Here is a 17,417-nt window from a genome sequence, read left to right as displayed (position 1 = left end):
GACCGTACCCACGACGAAAGCATGGGTCATGACCGATTCCTCAGCCTTCACCGGCGCCCCGGTGGTCGAGATGCGCGACATCAGCGTCGAGTTCCCCGGCGTCAAGGCTCTCTCGGGCGTCGACTTCCGCCTGCTCCCCGGTGAAGTACACGCTCTGATGGGCGAGAACGGGGCAGGCAAGTCCACCCTCATCAAGGCACTCACCGGCGTACACCCTCCGACAGCAGGCGTCATACACCTGCATGGCGAACCGGTCGCCTTCAACACGCCCGGTCAAGCTCAGGAAGCCGGGATCAGCACCGTTTACCAGGAGGTCAATCTCCTGCCCAACCTCTCGGTGGCGGAGAACATCCTGCTGGGCCGCGAGCCACGCCGACTGGGACACATCGACGGACGGACCATGCGTGCGCGGGCGAGGGAACTGCTCACCCGCGTCGGCCTGTCCATCGACCCCGCCTCTCTTCTGAGCTCCCACCCGATCGCTGTGCAGCAACTCGTGGCGATCGCGAGGGCACTCGTCGTGGACGCACGCGTCCTGGTTCTGGACGAGCCCACCTCCAGCCTTGACGCCGACGAGGTCGCCGAGCTCTTCCGCATCGTGCGCGTGCTGCGCGACGACGGAGTCGCCGTCCTGTTCGTCTCCCACTTCCTCGACCAGGTCTATGAGATCGCCGACCGCATGACCGTCCTGCGAAACGGCTCACTCGTCGGCGAATACCTGCCTTCCGAGATGAACCACATCGAACTCGTCGCAGCGATGCTCGGGCGCGAACTGGGAGTGCTGGAGGAGGTGCAACGACGCTCGGAGGCTCGGGCTCCCGGTACCGCGCCGCTGCTCAGCGCCGTCGCCCTGGGCCGCACCGGAGCGATCGCACCCGTCGACCTGGAGATCCATGCCGGGGAGGTCGTCGGTCTGGCCGGTCTGCTCGGCTCGGGCCGCACGGAACTGGCTCGTGTGCTCTTCGGCGCGGACCGCGCGCATACCGGAACTCTCACGATCAACGGCAGTGAACGCCGCCCCCGCGACCCCCGGGCGATGATCGCCCAGGGCGTGGCTTTCTGCTCCGAAGACCGCAAGGCCGAGGGAGTCTTCGCCGATCTCAGTGTCCGCGACAACCTCGTGCTCGCCCTGCAGGCCGCCCGGGGGTGGGCACGCCCCATCCCGCGCCGCACCTCCGACGCCCTGGTGAAGGACTACATAGCGAAGCTGGACATCCGCCCTGCCGACCCCGGCGCCATCATGAGCACCCTTTCCGGCGGAAACCAGCAGAAGGTGCTGCTCGCACGCTGGCTGGTCACCCGGCCCCGGCTGCTCATCCTCGACGAACCCACCCGGGGCATCGACGTCGGCGCCAAGGCGCACATCCAGAAGGTCGTGGCCGATCTCGCGGCGGAGGGAATGGCGGTGCTGTTCATCTCCGCCGAACTGGAGGAAGTGGTACGCGTGTCCGACCGGGTCGTCGTCCTGCGCGATCGCCACAAAGTGGCCGAACTGACCGGGCAGGACGTCTCGGTCGACAAGATCATGTCCGTTATCGCCGCTCCGGGCGACAACGACACCGCGGCGGTGGCCTCATGACGCGCTCGCGGCTGCTGTGGCCGCTCGTCGCCCTCGCCGCGCTGATCGTCCTCAACGTCGCCTTCGAGCCCTCCTTCGTGGAACTCCGGATCCAGGACGGGCACCTCTTCGGCAGCATCGTCGACATCCTGCGCAACGGAGCCCCGACGCTCCTGATCGCCGTCGGCATGACCCTGGTCATCGCCACCCGCGGCATCGATCTGTCCGTGGGAGCCGTCGCCGCCATCGCCGGCGCGATCGCCTGCACCTACATATCCGGCGGCGGGGACGCGGCGACCGCGGTCCTGCTGGCTCTGAGCGTGTGCATCCTGCTCGGGCTGTGGAACGGCTTCCTGGTCTCCGTCCTCGGAATCCAGCCGATCATCGCCACCCTGGTTCTGATGACGGCGGGTCGTGGTGGCGCCATGCTGCTCACCGAGGGCCAGATCATCACCGTCAAGGATCCGCTGTACCGGCAGATCGGCTCAGGCTTCCTCATCCTGCCGATCGCGATCCTGATCAGCCTCGCCGTCCTGACGGCAGTCGCCCTCATCACCCGCCGAACCGCTTTGGGCATGCTTATCGAAGCCGTGGGGATCAATCCCACGGCAGGCGAGCTCGCGGGCGTACGCTCACGCACGATCATCTGGACGGTCTACGTCTTCGCCGGCCTGTGCGCGGGTGTCGCGGGCCTGATGATCAGTTCCAACGTGAACGCCGCCGACGCCAACAGCGCCGGTCTGTGGATCGAGATGGACGCCATCCTCGCTGTCGTCATCGGAGGCACCTCGCTGGCCGGGGGCCGGTACTCCCTCGCCGGGACCATGGTGGGCGCGCTGGTGATCCAGACGCTGACCACCACCGTCTACACCATCGGCGTCCCGACCAACGTCACTCTGGTCTTCAAGGCCGTCGTGGTGATCGCCGTCTGCCTGCTCCAGTCTCCCCGCACGACGAAGACGCTCCGCGCCCGCCGCAAGACCGCAGCTCCTACGCCCCGCTCCCAGGAGGTGGCCGCCGGATGAGCGCCTTGGCTCTTTCCTCCGCACGCTTTCCCCAGCGTTTCCTGCCCGTGGTCGCCACCTTCGCGGTGTTCACGGTCACCTTCGGGGCCGGGTCGGTCCGCTACGAGAACTTCGCGTCGGGGCAGGTGGTCGCGAACCTGTTCGTCGACAACTCCTTCCTCATCGTCCTCGCGGTGGGCATGACCTTCGTCATCCTGACCGGCGGCATCGATCTCTCGGTCGGCGCGGTCGCCGCCCTCTCGACCATGATCGCCGCGGCCACCCTCAACGCGGGCTGGCCTCCGCTGCTCTCGATCATCACTGTCCTCGGATCGGGCGCCACTCTGGGCCTGCTCATGGGCCTGGTCATCCACCACTTCGAAGTCCAGCCCTTCATCGTCACGCTTGCAGGCATGTTCCTGGCCCGCGGGCTGTGCTTCCTCATCAGTGTCGAATCGGTCTCCATCACCGAACCCTCCTTCCGCGAGTTCGCGGGCGGGGCCATCACGTTGCCGGGTGGCATCACCCTGACCTACAGCGTCGTGATCGCTCTGGCCGTGGTCCTGGCCGCCCTGTACGTCCTGCACCTGACGCGCTTCGGCCGGACCGTGTACGCGGTGGGCGGCAGTGAGTCCTCGGCCCGCCTGATGGGCCTGGCCACCAGCCGGGCCAAGGTCGGCGTCTATGTGGTGAGCGGCTTCTGCGCCGCGCTGGGCGGCCTGCTCTTCAGCCTCTACATGCTCTCCGGCTATGGCCTGCACGCCGTCGGCATGGAACTCGACGTCATCGCCGCTGTCGTCATCGGAGGAACCCTCCTGGCAGGCGGGACCGGATACCTGGTGGGTTCAGTGGTGGGGGTGCTGGTCCTCGGCACCGTACAGTCGTTGATCTCCTTCGAGGGCACCCTCAGTTCCTGGTGGACGAAGATCGTCATCGGCGCTCTCCTGCTCGCCTTCATCGTGCTCCAGCGTCTGATCGTCCGTCGGCAGGCCTGAGCGTCACCAACGATGGCCGTGGGCCCAGATGAGCGACTGGTGGCAGCACCCGGCCCGGTCGGCGGAAGACTCCTTCCCCCAGAACCGGCGCGGCGGCCCAAGGCCGAAGAGAGCGACCGCCGCTCCTCGTCCCGGCGCCGAGGTGCTACAGGGTGCCCCGTCCGCTCGGACCCTTCGCGCGGTTCGCCTGCTCCAGACATCGCGGAAGCTCCGGCGGACGGGTCTGTGCCGAGAACACCCCCGTCCCCGCGCGTTCAGACGTGCGACGTGCGGCTGGACAGATCGATCGAGGGCGGGCGAACACGTACGCGAAGCTCCCGGCGGCAGAAGGCTCAACCACGCCTGACGGTCCCGCGTCCGCGGCTACCTCGCCACCTCGCTCGACTCGGCCGGGGCTTCGGCGACGCCCGGCATGTCCCGCCCGAGAACGCGTCGATCTCTCGACGGGCCACACGCGTCATGAGGATGTAGCCGCTCACCAAGTGCAGGGTGCGCGGCGAGGTGATCCGCCGCCCCCACCTGACCAGGAAGGCGAAGTGTGCGGAGTCGACCAGCAGCAGGTCGGGTTGGCGGATCTCCAGCTCGTGGAGGGCTTCGACGAGCTGCCATTCGGGCGTGGCGTCAGGTCGTGGGCCACGGACAGCACCACGGTTCTGTCCGGGAGCATCCGGTCCTCAAGGGTCGAGAGTCCTGTCGCACATTCCACGTCCGAGCGGCTCGGTGGGCGAACCGGCCTGCCTTGGGTCTGCTGCCGGGACACCAGAGACCGTCGAAGCGACGGTTGACCGCGAGGGCCGTCGCCCGCCGACGCGCCGGGTCGTACGAGAGCTGGGCGCTGTTGAGACGGTCGCCCGACGTCCCGGAGCTCTGGAACCGCATGACGTGAGGCGAGTTGAGGGTGCGCCCCGGGGCCAGCGCCCCCGCGGGGAAGTCGCGCCGGTAGTCCGCCTTCGCCTTCGGCAGAGTCCGCAGCAGGTCGTCCGCGTTCTGGATGTCGCCCGGGCAGAGGCCGTTGTGCTCCATGTGTTGACGAAGAGGGGCCGCACTTTCGAGGCCGTCCCTGCCGGTGCGCGCGGCGAGCTGGGGCACGACGTCGGCCGCGCGGCGGCGGATCGCCGCGACCGCTTTGGCATCCGAGGCCGCCCGCGCGATCGCCGGTCCGCCAGGGACAGCGGAAGGCCGTGGGAGACGTTCACCTCCACCGCCCGCAGGAACGCAATGGTGGTACCGCGCGTCCTTCTCCCGATTCGCCGGAGCGTACGGCGAATCGGCGGCCACGCCCAGGACGATCTTGATCGGCTTGATCAGCCCAGGAAGCTCAACCGCACTTGACGGTCGGCATTGTCCTTGTTCGTGTCCACCAGGCACACCGACTGCCACGTCCCCAACTCCAGCCGCCCCCCGATCACCGGCAGGGTGGCGTGGGGCGGGACGAGGGCGGGGAGTACGTGATCTCGGCCGTGGCCCGGGCTGCCGTGGCGGTGTTGCCAGCGGTCATCCGCCGGGAGCAGGTGGTGGAGGGCGGACAGGAGGTCGTCGTCGCTGCCCGCACCGGTCTCCATGACTGCGATGCCCGCGGTGGCGTGGGGGACGAAGATGTTCAGCAGGCCGTCCCGACCGGCTGACGAACGGGTGAGAAAGGCCTCGCAGTCCCGGGTCAGGTCCGTGACGGTCTCGGCCGTACCCGTGGTGATGTTCAGGACGGTGGTGGTGAAGGAATCGGACATGCCTCCATCTTCTCTCCCCCGAGTGAGATGACGCGTCCACGCTCCGAGACACCATTCCGTGTCCCAACCGATGGCTGCGTTCAGCGCCATGTTCCGATCGGCTCGCTCGCCTCGCGCGGTCACATCGACCTGCCGCCGGAGGCATCCGCCACGCGCTGCCGCGGCTGCTGACGTTCTCTCAGCGCCCTTCGCGCATTCTCTGACCGGGTCTTGCCGCCCGCTTCGCCTCCGCGGCCGTGCCTTCCGCCTTGCGCGCCGTTGTGGGCTGCTTCTTCCTGCCGGTCTCCCGATCCGTTCGGTTCGGCGGGCTCCTGCTGCCCGGACCTCCGGGCCAATGGGCAGCGGTCGCCGTGAGGCGCGGACGGGCACCGAGCCGTGTCACCGTCCTCGATCGCCGCCTCCGTAGGCCCTCCCTTGAAGCCTCCATGGCCGTCAGTCACGCACCATCCGACCTGTCCGCCGCTCCGGACAAGGCCCCAGCACCCGAAAGCCCTGCGCCACCCGGTCTGGAGCCCATCGCCCCGGCATCCGAACGCCGGGCGTGGCTGCGGTCCGTGCCCCGTTGGGTGCGGCACACCGCCCCCGGGACAAGGGCAGGTCCCTCGCCGTCGCGCAGGGCAGTTCGGCCCGCTTCCAGCCGGTCGCCTCGCTCGACAGGCGGGGATCGGGATCCAGGACGTAAAGCTGAACCACCTCCAGCCCGCCGCCGCGCTCGCCGCGTGCAGCCGGTGCAAGGTCGACGCCTGGGCGATCTGGGACCCGTACACCTCGCGGATCCTGGGTACGGCGGACGCCCGGGGTGCTGACGACCGGCGAGGGTGTCGTCAACGGGCTCGGCTTCCGGGCCACTTCGCCCGCATCGCTCAAGGACCGCAAGAGGGCGCGGGCCATCGGTGACCTGCTCGTCCGGCTGGAGCGGGCCCAGAAGCGGGTCTTCGAGCACCCGGCGGAGCGGGCGATGGCCGTACCCTCGTCGACCGGCCCGCCTACACCGACGGCGGCCTCAAGCGCGACCGGCTCACCCCGGTGAGCGGAGTGCGTGCCCCGGACATCGACTATCTGGACCAGATCGCCGAGGCCGCCGAACAGCTGGGCCTCGCGGCCGTGTTGACGCCCGCCGGCACCTGGTGCGAGGACGCCTGGCCGACCACGGTGGCGCTCGCGCAGCACACCGAGCGGCTGAAGTTCCTGGTGGCCTTCCGGCCCGGGGCCATCTCACCCGTGCCCCCCACACACACAGATGGCCGCCACCTATCGGCGGATCACCCGGGGGCGGCTGCTGCTCAACGTGGTGACCGGGGCGGCTCGACCGAGCAGCGGCGGTTCGGGGGCCGTCTCGACCACGACCGGCGTTGCGCGCGCACCACGGAGTTCCTGTCGGTGGTGCGGGGCGCGTGGAGCGGGCAGCCGTACGACTTCGACGGCGAGCACCACCGGGTGGAGGGCGGGCTGACCACACTGCCGCCGGATCCGCTGCCGGAGATCTTCTTCGGCGGTTCTTCGGCGGCCGCGGGGCCGGTGACCGCCGCGCACGCGGATGTCCATCCGACCTGTCGCGAGCCGCCCGCCGCCGCGAAGAAGACGATCGCATGGATTCGCGGACTGGCCGAGGAGCAGAGGTGTGCGGCCGCACACCGTTTCGCGGGGCTCCTCGCGCGACATGGTGTGGGCCACCACCGACCGGCACGCCCGAGCCGGCGCGAAGGTGGCTGCTGTCGACCGTTCCCGCGTCGCCACTGCTCGGCGGGGCCAGTGGCGACGCCGAGAGGCGGTTCCGGGCAGGGCGGCGCTGCTGGTCGCCGGAGGGCGTTGAGTTCCGCGGCGATGCGGGGGCGGCGGGCCTCGCGAGGGTGCTGGTCGGGCGCTCGGGAAGATCCCGGGCACCCGGCGAGTTAGTAGAAGCGTGAACAATTATGGGGTGCGCGAGCTGGACGTGGTCGTGATCGGCGCGGGTCAGGCGGGGCTGTCCGCCGCCTTCCATCTGCGCCGTGCCGGGCTGGAGCCGGACGACGGCTTCGTCGTGCTGGACCACGCGCCCCGGCCGGGCGGCGCATGGCAGTTCCGCTGGCCCTCACTGACGTACGGCAAGGTCCATGGGATGCACGCGCTGCCGGGCATGGAACTGACCGGCGCGGACCCCGACCGGCCCTCGTCGGAGGTGATCGGCGCGTACTTCGCCGCGTACGAGGAGCGCTTCGGCCTGCGGGTGCACCGGCCGGTCGAGGTGAGCGCCGTACGGGAAGGGCCCGGCGGGCGGTTGCTCGTGGAGACGTCCGAGGGGACGTACGCGCCGCGGGCCCTGATCAACGCGACCGGCACCTGGGACCGTCCGTTCTGGCCGCGCTACCCGGGCCAGGAGACCTTCCGGGGGCGGCAGTTGCACACGGTGAACTATCCGGGGCCGGAGGAGTTCGCGGGGCAGCGGGTCCTGGTGGTCGGGGGCGGCGCGTCCGGTACGCAGCATCTGATGGAGATCGCCGGGCACGCGGCCGCCACCTTCTGGGTGACCCGCAGCGAACCGGTCTTCCGCGAGGGGCCGTTCACCGAGGAGTGGGGGCGGTCGGCCGTGGCGATGGTGGAGGAGCGGGTACGCAACGGGCTGCCGCCGCGCAGTGTCGTGAGCGTGACCGGGCTCCCCGTCACCGACGCGGTACGGCGCGCCCGTGAGCAGGGGGTGCTGGACCGGCTGCCGATGTTCGACCGGATCACCCAGTCCGGGGCGGAGTGGGACGACGGCCGGAGCGTCGAGGCGGACGTGATCCTGTGGGCCACCGGGTTCCGGCCCGCAGTCGACCATCTGGCGCCGCTGCGGCTGCGCGAGCCGGGCGGTGGCATCCGGGCCGAGGACACCCGTGCGGTACGCGACCGGCGCGTCCACCTGGTCGGGTACGGGCCGTCCGCCAGCACCATCGGCGCCAATCGCGCGGGGCGCATCGCCGTCCGGTCGGTCATGCGGCTGCTGGAGGAGGCCGGCCACCGGCGGAATGCGGAGAGGGCCGGGGCGGTGGCTCCCTGACGGTCGCCGCCGTCAGCTCGTCGTGGCGGCCCGGCGGTTGGCGTTGAATTCCGCCACGTTCTTGAGCTGCTCGTCATAGCTGTCGGTGAACCGGGTGTCCCCGGGCCCGACCGTGACGAAATACAGCCAGGGGCCGGGGGTGGGGCTGATGGCCGCCTTCAGGGCCTCCTCCCCCGGGTTGCCGATGGGCGTCGGCGGCAACCCCTTGCGCTCGTAGCTGTTGTACGGGCTGTCGATGCGGGTGTCGTCGGCGCTGGTGTCCAGCGTGGAGCGCTTCAGGGCGTAGTTGAGGGTGGAGTCCATCTGCAAGGGCATGTCCTTGAGCAGCCGGTTGTAGACGACCCGGGCCACCTTGCCCATGTCGGATGCGGTGTCGGCCTCGGCCTGGACGATGCTGGCGATCGTGACCGTGTCGTAGACGGAGACGTTGTTGCGCTGGGATCCGGCGGTGACCTGGTCCGCCGCGAAGTGCTTGCGGGCGGTGTCCGCCATGTAGCGCAGCAGCCCGGCGGGGGTGGTCGTGGCGTCGAGTGGATACGTAGCCGGGAAGAGGTACCCCTCGGGGTTGCCCTCGGCCTGGTCGGGGAGAGCCAGGTCGACCGTCGCGGCGGCCTTCCTCGTGCTGCCGGGCTTCAGGTCGAGCGCCTGGTCGACGGCTTCGTACACCTGGGAGGCGCGACGGCCCTCGGGGATCATCAGGGTGCTCGGCCGCCGCGTCTCCTGCTGCTTCCCCTTGTCCGGTCCGATGAGGGACAGCGGGATCAGGACGGCGGCCGACACGACGAGCAGGGCCCCGAGGACGAGGACCACCCTTCCTCGGCGCGTCGGGCGGAGTCTGCGGCGGGGGCGGGGGCGGGCGTCCGGGGACTCGTTCACCATGCGGGCACGTTAACCCGGGGTGTGGGCTGCGTCCGGTAGCCCGACCACGGCGTCGGCTCGGGCGACACGAACGCCGTACGGCACAGCCAGAACAAACGAGCACCAGAACACACGAACAAGGGATCGGGTGTTCGCTTGAACGCGTGATCGTCAGGGGATTCGTTGCTCTTCACTCGTCCGGGGCGCAATGATTGCAGAGCGCAGTCAACGGGCTGCAGACCGCTACTGCGCAGTCCCACCGATGCACCACGTCCAAGGAGAAAGACCAGATGAACTTCCTGACCAACCTGCTGGCCGGCGTCGTCCACTTCGTGGGTTGGCTCGTCTGACCATAGCTCCGCCCGGCGCCGTCGCTCCCCGTCCCACGGGAGCGGCGGCGCCGCTGCGTCACCGGCGGCCGGAGCCCCCCGTGGAGCCGCCTACGGTGCGGGCGGTGCGGCGAAGGGCGGCAGCGCGGTGAACTCGGGCGCCACCGTCACGGCCTGCGCGAGCACGTCGAGCGTCCGGCGGACCCGGGTGAGCGGGTGGTCGGGGAACTCCGCGTCCCACTGGGCGTGGTCCGCCGCGTGGAAGGGCAGGCCGCCTGCGCGGTGAAGTGGGTGAGGCGGTGCCGCAGGGACGGGCCGTCTTCGAGCGCGGCGGGCAGGTCCGGCGGCAGGTCGAAGCAGTGCAGCGACAGCACATCGCCGTGATCGTTCAGCCAGGTGTCCGTGTCCACTGTGCGGTAGCCGGGAAGTTCCACCCCGAGGAGAGCTCTCATGCGCGGCGATCATGCCGCACTCGCGCCACGCCGGTCACCTCAGGGGCCGCTGGGGCACGGCGGTGTTCAGGTGACCTGTATCGGAGCCCGGTGGGCGTCGCGGCGGATCAGTTCCGCGTAGCGGCCGTCCCGCTCCAGCAGCTCCTCGTGCGTGCCCCGCTCGGCGACCCGGCCGCCGTCCAGCACGACGATCTGGTCCGCGTCGCGGACGGTGGAGAGGCGGTGCGCGATGGTGAGGGTGGTGCGTCCGGCGGACAAGGCCTCGATGGCCTCCTGCACGGCGTGTTCCGTACGGGTGTCGAGCGCGCTGGTCGCCTCGTCGAGGATCAGCACCGGCGGGTCGCGCAGGATGGTGCGGGCGATGGCCAGGCGCTGCTTCTCTCCGCCCGAGAACCGGTATCCGCGCTCACCGACCAGGGTGTCGTAGCCGTCGGGCAGGGAGGCGATGTGGTCGTGGATCTGTGCGGCGCGGGCGGCGGCCACGAGCTCCTCGTCGGTGGCGTCCGGCTTGGCGAAGCGCAGGTTGTCGGCGACGGAGGCGTGGAAGAGATACGTCTCCTGGGAGACCACGCCGACCGCCCGGGCGAGGGTGTCGAAGTCCAGGTCGCGGACGTCGACCCCGTCGAGCGTGACCCGGCCGCCGGTGACGTCGTACAGCCGGGGCACCAGATAGCTCAGGGTGGACTTGCCGGAGCCGGTGGAGCCGACGACCGCGAGGCTGCCGCCCGCGGGGACCGTCACGCCGATACCGGTGAGGGTGGGGCCGTTCTTCGCGTCGTAGCTGAAGTCGACGTCCTCGAAGGCGATCTCGCCGTGGATCTTCTCCAGGCGGACGGGGTTCTCCGGTTCGGTGATGTCGACCGTGAGGTCGAGATACTCGAAGATCCGCTGGAAGAGGGCGAGGGAGGTCTGCATCTGCACACCGGTGGAGAGCAGGCTTACCGCCGGGCGGAACAGCCCCTGCTGGAGCGTGACGAAGGCGACGAGCGTGCCGAGGGAGACGGCGGTGGCGCCGGACTGGAGGGTGAGGCCTGCCGCCCAGTAGATGACGGCGGGCATGGCGGCCATCACGATGCCGATCGTGGACATCCGCCAGCGCCCGGCCAGATTGGCGCGCACTTCGAGGTCGACCAGGCGCTCGGACTCCTGGGCGAAGCCCTGGGTGAGGGAGTCGGAGCGACCCATGGTGCGGCCGAGGAGGATGCCGCTGACCGAGAGGGACTCGGTGACCGTGGCGGCCATGGCCGCCATCTGCTTCTGGCGCTGGGTGGTGATCTTCTTGCGCTCCCGGCCGACGCGGCGGCTGATCGCGACGAAGACGGGCAGCAGGAGCAGCGAGACGACGGTGAGCCGCCAGTCGAGCGCGAGCATGGCGACGACGGTCGCGATGACGGCCGTGAGGTTGGAGACCAGCGAGGTCGCCGTGGAGGTGACCGTCGCCTGCATGCCGCCGATGTCGTTGGCGATGCGGGACTGGACCTCGCCCGTGCGCGTGCGGGTGAAGAAGGCGAGCGGCATCCGCTGGAGCTGGGTGTAGACGGCGGTGCGCAGATCGTGCATGACGCGCTGGCCGACCGTGGTGGAGATCAGGGTCTGGAGAACGCCGAAGACGCTGTTCATCACGGCGGTGAGGATCATGCCGAGCGCCAGCAGGGTCAACAGTCCCGTGCGCCCCTGCGGGATGGCGGTGTCCAGGATCTCGCGCAGCAGGAACGGGGAGGCGACCGACACCAGGGAGGAAGCGCCGACCAGTACGCCTACCACGGCGAGACGGCCGCGGTAGGGACGGAAGAGGCGGAGGATGCGGCGCAGCTCGGCGGGCGGCCGGTCGGGACCCTCGGGCAGGGGCGTCCACGTGGGTTCGTCGGGTTTCATGGGCTCCTTCGTCGGGCGTGAGGCCGTGGCCGGGCAGACCGGCCCTCGCACATGGAGAGCCTAGCTCATTGTTACCTATACTCACAATGAACAAGGTCCTGATATTGTTCCCGTATGGACGCCCCAGATTCCCCCGGTTCCGCCGACGCCTCTCCCGGTTCCGCCGACGCCTCTCCCGGCTCCTCCGGCGGCCGCCCCGACCTGCCCGGCTCTCACGACACCGACGGCATGCTCGCCGAGCAGCTGCTGCGGCTGACCCGTCGGCTGCACCGCATCCAGAGCCGCCAGCTGGAGCCGATCGGGATCACTCCGGCCCAGTTCCGGCTGCTGCGGACGGTCGCGCAGTACGACGCGGCCCCCCGGATGGCGGATCTGGCCCAGCGCCTGGACGTCGTCCCGCGTGCCGTGACGACGCTGGTCGACGCCCTGGAGGCGAGCGGCCGGGTGCGCCGGGCCCCGGATCCCGACAGCCGCCGGGTGGTCCGCGTCGAGATCACGGACGAGGGGCGCGCCACCCTGCGGTCCCTGCGCAGCGCGCGCCGGGCGGCCGCAGAGGAGATCCTGGCTCCACTGACCGCCGATCAGCGCGAGGTGCTCGGCGGTCTGCTGTCCGCCCTGGTCGACGGCATGCCGTCGCGCCCCTGCTGAGCGGAGCTGCGGCCACCGGGGCCGGACCGTACGCCGAGCACCTCGCCGCGCCGCCGAGGGGATTGCCGCCATGCCGCTGCTGGAGCCCGACCCCGAAGCCCTCCGCCCCGGTACGGCACGCGAACCCGCAGTCGACCGGGTCACCGACCGGAGCGCGACCGGCACCCCCGAACCCCTCCGCACCGAGCTGACCGCCCTGCTCGGCGCGGACAAGGTGCTCTGGCAGGTGTCCGACCTCGTGCGGTACGCCTCCGACGCCAGCCCCTACCGCTTCCTCCCCCGGGTCGTGCTGGTCCCCGAGGACCTCGACGACGTCTCCGCGATCCTCTCGTACGCCCACGGCAAGGGCCGCGACGTCGTGTTCCGGGCCGCGGGCACCAGCCTCAACGGCCAGGCGCAGGGCGAGGACATCCTCGTCGACGTACGCCGCCACTGGACCGGCGTCGAGGTGCTGGACGACGGGGCGCGGGCGCGGATCCGGCCGGGTACGACCGTCATGCGGGCCAATGCCGCGCTCGCCCGGTACGGCAGGCTGCTGGGCCCCGACCCGGCGAGCGCCATCGCCTGCACCCTCGGCGGGGTCGTCGCCAACAACGCCTCGGGCATGACCGCGGGCACCACCCGCAACTCCTACCGCACGCTCGCCTCGCTCACCTTCGTCCTCCCGAGCGGCACCGTCGTCGACACCGGCGACCCGGCCGCCGACGAGGAGCTGGCCCGCGCCGAGCCGGAGCTGTGCGCGGGGCTCCTGGCGCTCAAGGCGGAGATCGAGGCGGACGAGGAACTGACCGCCCGTATCCGCGCCAAGTACACGATCAAGAACACCAACGGCTATCGCCTGGACGCCTTTCTCGACGGGGCGACGCCGGTACAGATCCTGCGCGGGCTCATGGTCGGCTCCGAGGGAACGTTCGGCTTCATCTCCGAGGTCGTCTTCGACACCCTGCCGCTGGACCGGCGGATCTCCAGCGCCCTGCTGTTCTTCCCCTCGCTCACCGCCGCCGCGGCCGCCGTGCCCCGGTTCAACGAGGCCGGGGCCATCGCCGTCGAGCTGATGGACGGCAACACCCTGCGCGCCTCGGTCAGCGTGCCGGGCGTTCCGGCGGACTGGGCGGCGCTGCCCCGGGGGACGACCGCGCTGCTCGTGGAGTTCCGGGCGGCCGACGAGGCGGGGCAGGAGACGTTCGAGCGGGCGGCGGACGCGGTGGTCTCCGGGCTGGACCTGGTCGCCCCGGCCGCGTCCGTGACCAACGCGTTCACCCGGGACGCCGCCACGATCGCCGGGTACTGGACGGCCCGCAAGGCGTTCGTCGCGGCGGTCGGCGGGTCCCGGCCCGCGGGCACCACCCTGATCACGGAGGACTTCGCGGTGCCGCCCGCCCGGCTGGCCGACGCCTGCGAAGCGCTGCTGGAGCTCCAGTCACGCCACGGGTTCGACGCCGCCGTCGCCGGTCATGCCGCGCACGGCAATCTGCACTTCCTGCTGGCCTTCGACGCGGCGGAACCGGGCGACGTCGAGCGGTACGCCGCGTTCATGCAGGAGTTCTGCGCCCTCGTCGTGGACCGGTTCGACGGGTCGCTCAAGGCGGAGCACGCCACCGGACGCAACATCGCCCCGTTCCTGGAGCGGGAGTGGGGCCCACGCGCCACGGAGCTGATGTGGCGCACCAAGCGGCTCATCGACCCGGCGGGGGTACTCGCCCCGCGGATCGTGCTGGACCGGGACCCGACGGCCCATCTGCGGGGGCTGAAGACCGTTCCGCAGGTGGAGGCGGTCGCCGACCCGTGCATCGAGTGCGGGTTCTGCGAACCCACCTGTCCCAGCCAGGATCTGACGACCACTCCGCGCCAGCGGATCGTGCTGCGGCGAGAGATGATGCGGCAGGCCGACGGCTCACCGGTGCAGGCGGGTCTGCTGGCCGCCTACGGGTACGACGCCGTGGACACCTGCGCCGGGGACTCCACCTGCAGGCTCGCCTGCCCGGTCGGCATCGACACAGGGGCGATGATGAAGGGCTTCCGGCACCGCAGGCACTCACCGCGCGAGGAGCGGATCGCCGCGCTCACCGCGAAGAACTTCCGCGTGGTGGAGGCCTCGGCGCGGCTCGCCGTGGCGGCGGCCGGCATCATCGGGGAGCGGGTGGGCGACCGGCCGCTCCAGGCCGTGACGCGGCTCGCCCGCAAGGCCGTGCGCCCCGATCTCGTACCGGAGTGGCTGCCGCAGATCCCCGGTGCGGCGGCCCGGCGGCTGCCGCCCACCGACCGGGTCGGGGCGCACGCCGTCTACTACCCGGCCTGCGTCAACCGGATCTTCGCCGGGCCGGGCGACCGGCCGGGGCCGTCCCTGGCCGAGGCGGTGGTGGCCGTGTCCGAGCGGGCCGGGAAGCCGGTGTGGATTCCCGGGGACGTCGCCGGCACGTGCTGCGCGACGATCTGGCATTCCAAGGGGTACGACGCGGGCAACGAGGTCATGGCGAACCGCATCGTGGAGGCCGCCTGGGGCTGGACGGCAGGTGGGGCCCTGCCGCTGGTCGTGGACGCATCCTCCTGCACGCTCGGTATCGCCGAGGAGGTGGTGCCCCATCTCAGCGAGGACAACCGGGAGCTCCACCAGGAGTTGACCGTCGTGGACTCGCTGGTGTGGGCGGCCGATGAGCTGCTGCCGGAGCTGAGGGTCGTCGAGCGGACCGGCTCGGCCGTCGTGCATCCGACCTGTTCGATGCGGCACCTGGACGATGTGGCGCAGTTGCGCGCGCTGGCCGCGGCCTGTGCCGACGAGGTCGTGGTCCCGGACGACGCGCGGTGCTGCGCGTTCGCGGGCGACCGGGGCATGCTGCACAAGGAGTTGACTGATTCGGCGACGGCGAAGGAGGCGACCGAGGTCGGCGGCCGCCCGTACGACGTCTACCTGTCGGCGAACCGGATGTGCGAGATCGGGATGGAACGGGCCACCGGACACCCCTACCGCTCGGCCCTGGTGGAGCTGGAGCGCGCCACCCGGCCGCCCTCCCGATGAGCGTCTGAAAGGGCGCACAACTGAGCGTTCCGGGGCCCCGATTGGTTGCACCAGTCGGGGCTTTCGCGTGCTGTGAGAAAAGTCCAAGGTTTGGGGACGAGAGTCCAAATACCTCCCTTGCGCATCATCAGCCGCACCCTCCAGGGTCCTTACCGAGACCCGCTTCCGCACACGCTCGTCCACGGGGAGCGGCAGCTCTCGCGCACCGTCTGAACCCCCAACCCCACCTGGAGGCTCGATGAACGACGACGCCCGGCCCGCACCGGAACCGCAGGCCCTCCCCCCGCACAGCGGTGCGGCCGACGAGGCGAACCGGCAGGACCCCAGCCGCCGTTCGGTGCTGTGGACCACGGCGGGCGTGGCAGGCGCCGGACTCGGTCTCGGCGCTCTGGGCGCGGGCACCGCGTCGGCCGCCGGTGCGGTCACCCCGGAGGCGGTCGCCGCCGCCCCCGCCCGGCAGGGCCGCACCATGGCGGGGGTGCCCTTCGAGCGGCGGTCGGTGATCCGGGTCGGCATCATCGGCCTCGGCAACCGCGGGAACAGCATGATCGACCTCTTCCTCGCCGTCCCGGGCGTCCGGGTGGTGGCGGTGTGCGACCCGGTCCGGGAGAAGGCGGAGAAGGCCGCCGCCAAGGTGACGTCCGCCGGTCAGCCGGCCCCGGCCATCTACGCCAAGGACGAGCACGACTACGAGAACCTCTGTCGGCGCGGGGACATCGACTTCGTCTATGTCGTGACGCCCTGGGAGCTGCACTTCCCCATGGCGAAGGCGGCGATGCTGAACGGGAAGCACGTCGGCGTCGAGTGCCCGATCGCGATGAGCCTGGGCGAACTGTGGCAGCTCGTTGACCTCTCCGAGCGCACCCGGCGGCACTGCATGCAGCTGGAGAACTGCTGTTACGGCAAGAACGAGACGCGGGTGCTCCGGATGGCGCACGCGGGTCTCTTCGGCGATCTGCTGCACGGCGCGGGCGCCTACAACCACGATCTGCGCGAGCTGATGTTCGACCCCGACTACTACGAGGGTCCTTGGCGGCGGCTGTGGCACACCCGGCTGCGTGGCGACCTCTACCCGAATCACGGGTTCGGGCCGGTCGCCAACTACATGGACCTCAACCGGGGCGACCGGGCCGTGAGCATCACCAGCATCGGCACGCCCGCGCTGGGGCTCGCGGAGTACCGCAAGGAGCACATGCCGCCGGGCCACCCGAGCTGGAAGGAGTCGTACATCGGGGCCGACCGGACGATCAGCCTCGTGCAGACCGCCAAGGGCCGGGTGATCCGCCTGGAGCACGACGTGTCGACGCCTCACCCGTACTCGCGGATCAACAGCCTCGGCGGTACGCGGGGCGTGTTCGAGGACTACCCGTCGCGGATCTATCTGGAGCCCACGAACACGAACCACCGGTGGGACGACTTCACGAAGTACGCCGAGTGGGACCACTGGCTGTGGAAGGAGCACGCCAATCCGCCGGGCGGCCACGGCGGCATGGACTACATCATGGTGTTCCGGCTGATGCAGTGCATGCGGCTCGGCCTGGTACCCGACTTCGACGTGTACGACGCGGCCCTCTGGACGGCCCCCGTGCCGCTGAGCCATCTGTCCGTCAAGGCCAAGGGCGTACCGCTGCCGATACCGGACTTCACCCGGGGCGAGTGGAAGCGGGCCCGGTCCGGAGTGGACTCCGAGAAGCCCGCGGAGTAGCACCACGGGGTCCCGGGCCGACCGGGCACGGGACCCCGCGGGGCGGCGGAGCCAGTGAGGGCGGGACAGCGGGAGCGGGCGGGAGCGGGCGGGAGCGGGCGGGAAAACCGGTTGCCCCGGAACGGGACGAACAGGGAGCCTTGCACGTCACCCCGTAGCGAGATCCACGGGGGGATCTCCGTTGTCCATGGAGATGCCCGCTGCCCATGGGGGTCTCCGTTCTCCACGGGGTCT

12 protein-coding genes and 1 pseudogene are annotated in these 17,417 nt (G+C 70.7%); 9 read left to right on the top strand and 4 right to left on the bottom strand.

Features of this window, described 5'->3' with window-relative positions; all coding sequences use genetic code 11:
* Positions 1-28 precede the first annotated feature (28 nt).
* From CIB93_RS12015 to yjfF, 3 genes are read left to right on the top strand one after another with little or no spacing between them, the layout of a single operon-like run.
* Positions 29-1,579 carry a sugar ABC transporter ATP-binding protein gene (locus CIB93_RS12015; RefSeq protein ID WP_096626776.1) on the top strand — a complete coding sequence of 517 codons (1,551 nt, stop codon included), beginning with the start codon at positions 29-31 and terminating at the stop codon, positions 1,577-1,579.
* Entirely contained in the window at positions 1,576-2,583 is a 1,008-nt protein-coding gene (locus CIB93_RS12010; protein ID WP_096626775.1) for an ABC transporter permease, read from the top strand. The genes CIB93_RS12015 and CIB93_RS12010 overlap by 4 nt, the downstream gene beginning before the upstream one ends.
* Complete coding sequence (gene yjfF / locus CIB93_RS12005) at positions 2,580-3,557, top strand: galactofuranose ABC transporter, permease protein YjfF (protein WP_096626774.1); 978 nt, start codon at positions 2,580-2,582, stop codon at positions 3,555-3,557. The genes CIB93_RS12010 and yjfF overlap by 4 nt, the downstream gene beginning before the upstream one ends.
* A gap of 1,304 nt (positions 3,558-4,861) precedes the next feature.
* On the opposite strand, the gene CIB93_RS11995 is transcribed toward yjfF, so the two are convergent.
* Complete coding sequence (locus CIB93_RS11995) at positions 4,862-5,284, bottom strand: secondary thiamine-phosphate synthase enzyme YjbQ (RefSeq protein ID WP_096626772.1); 423 nt, start codon at positions 5,282-5,284, stop codon at positions 4,862-4,864.
* A 799-nt stretch (positions 5,285-6,083) separates the two neighbouring features.
* On the opposite strand from CIB93_RS11995, the gene CIB93_RS39595 reads away from it, so the two are divergent.
* From CIB93_RS39595 to CIB93_RS11980, 3 genes are read left to right on the top strand one after another with little or no spacing between them, the layout of a single operon-like run.
* Entirely contained in the window at positions 6,084-6,314 is a 231-nt protein-coding gene (locus CIB93_RS39595; protein WP_373558738.1) for a hypothetical protein, read from the top strand.
* Positions 6,311-7,180, top strand: coding sequence for an LLM class flavin-dependent oxidoreductase (locus CIB93_RS11985; protein ID WP_096626771.1), 870 nt, complete (start codon positions 6,311-6,313; stop codon positions 7,178-7,180). Before CIB93_RS39595 ends, CIB93_RS11985 begins: the two co-directional genes overlap by 4 nt.
* A 22-nt stretch (positions 7,181-7,202) precedes the next feature.
* Positions 7,203-8,300, top strand: a complete 1,098-nt coding sequence (locus CIB93_RS11980; RefSeq protein WP_257002148.1) for an NAD(P)/FAD-dependent oxidoreductase — start codon at positions 7,203-7,205, stop codon at positions 8,298-8,300.
* Between the two features lie 12 nt (positions 8,301-8,312).
* On the opposite strand, the gene mltG is transcribed toward CIB93_RS11980, so the two are convergent.
* From mltG to CIB93_RS11965, 3 genes and pseudogenes are all read right to left on the bottom strand, one after another.
* Positions 8,313-9,179 carry an endolytic transglycosylase MltG gene (mltG, locus tag CIB93_RS11975; protein WP_096626769.1) on the bottom strand — a complete coding sequence of 289 codons (867 nt, stop codon included), beginning with the start codon at positions 9,177-9,179 and terminating at the stop codon, positions 8,313-8,315.
* A 419-nt stretch (positions 9,180-9,598) separates the two neighbouring features.
* Positions 9,599-9,939: pseudogene (locus CIB93_RS11970) on the bottom strand (hypothetical protein).
* Between the two features lie 66 nt (positions 9,940-10,005).
* Positions 10,006-11,814, bottom strand: a complete 1,809-nt coding sequence (locus CIB93_RS11965; RefSeq protein ID WP_096626768.1) for an ABC transporter ATP-binding protein — start codon at positions 11,812-11,814, stop codon at positions 10,006-10,008.
* Between the two features lie 114 nt (positions 11,815-11,928).
* On the opposite strand from CIB93_RS11965, the gene CIB93_RS11960 reads away from it, so the two are divergent.
* From CIB93_RS11960 to CIB93_RS11950, 3 genes are all read left to right on the top strand, one after another.
* Positions 11,929-12,462 carry a MarR family winged helix-turn-helix transcriptional regulator gene (locus CIB93_RS11960; protein WP_179500071.1) on the top strand — a complete coding sequence of 178 codons (534 nt, stop codon included), beginning with the start codon at positions 11,929-11,931 and terminating at the stop codon, positions 12,460-12,462.
* Between the two features lie 70 nt (positions 12,463-12,532).
* Positions 12,533-15,478, top strand: a complete 2,946-nt coding sequence (locus CIB93_RS11955; protein ID WP_096626767.1) for an FAD-binding and (Fe-S)-binding domain-containing protein — start codon at positions 12,533-12,535, stop codon at positions 15,476-15,478.
* A gap of 238 nt (positions 15,479-15,716) precedes the next feature.
* A complete protein-coding gene (locus CIB93_RS11950) occupies positions 15,717-17,183 on the top strand; it encodes a Gfo/Idh/MocA family protein (protein ID WP_096626766.1) in 1,467 nt (488 codons plus the stop codon).
* The last annotated feature ends 234 nt before the right edge of the window (positions 17,184-17,417 follow it).

Source organism: Streptomyces sp. WZ.A104 (genome assembly GCF_002382885.1).
GTDB lineage: Bacteria > Actinomycetota > Actinomycetes > Streptomycetales > Streptomycetaceae > Streptomyces.
Note: the sequence above shows the minus strand (reverse complement) of the source record. Positions and strands in the feature narration are given on the sequence as shown.

Bases quoted from the DNA above. Each gene is read 5' to 3' on its own strand.
- CIB93_RS11965 (WP_096626768.1), bottom strand. From the start codon at position 11,814: ATGAAACCCGACGAACCCACGTGGACGCCCCTGCCCGAGGGTCCCGAC.
- CIB93_RS11950 (WP_096626766.1), top strand. From the start codon at position 15,717: ATGAACGACGACGCCCGGCCCGCACCGGAACCGCAGGCCCTCCCCCCG.
- yjfF (WP_096626774.1), top strand. From the start codon at position 2,580: ATGAGCGCCTTGGCTCTTTCCTCCGCACGCTTTCCCCAGCGTTTCCTG.
- CIB93_RS12010 (WP_096626775.1), top strand. From the start codon at position 1,576: ATGACGCGCTCGCGGCTGCTGTGGCCGCTCGTCGCCCTCGCCGCGCTG.
- CIB93_RS12015 (WP_096626776.1), top strand. From the start codon at position 29: ATGACCGATTCCTCAGCCTTCACCGGCGCCCCGGTGGTCGAGATGCGC.
- CIB93_RS11960 (WP_179500071.1), top strand. From the start codon at position 11,929: ATGGACGCCCCAGATTCCCCCGGTTCCGCCGACGCCTCTCCCGGTTCC.
- CIB93_RS11995 (WP_096626772.1), bottom strand. From the start codon at position 5,284: ATGTCCGATTCCTTCACCACCACCGTCCTGAACATCACCACGGGTACG.
- mltG (WP_096626769.1), bottom strand. From the start codon at position 9,179: ATGGTGAACGAGTCCCCGGACGCCCGCCCCCGCCCCCGCCGCAGACTC.
- CIB93_RS11955 (WP_096626767.1), top strand. From the start codon at position 12,533: ATGCCGCTGCTGGAGCCCGACCCCGAAGCCCTCCGCCCCGGTACGGCA.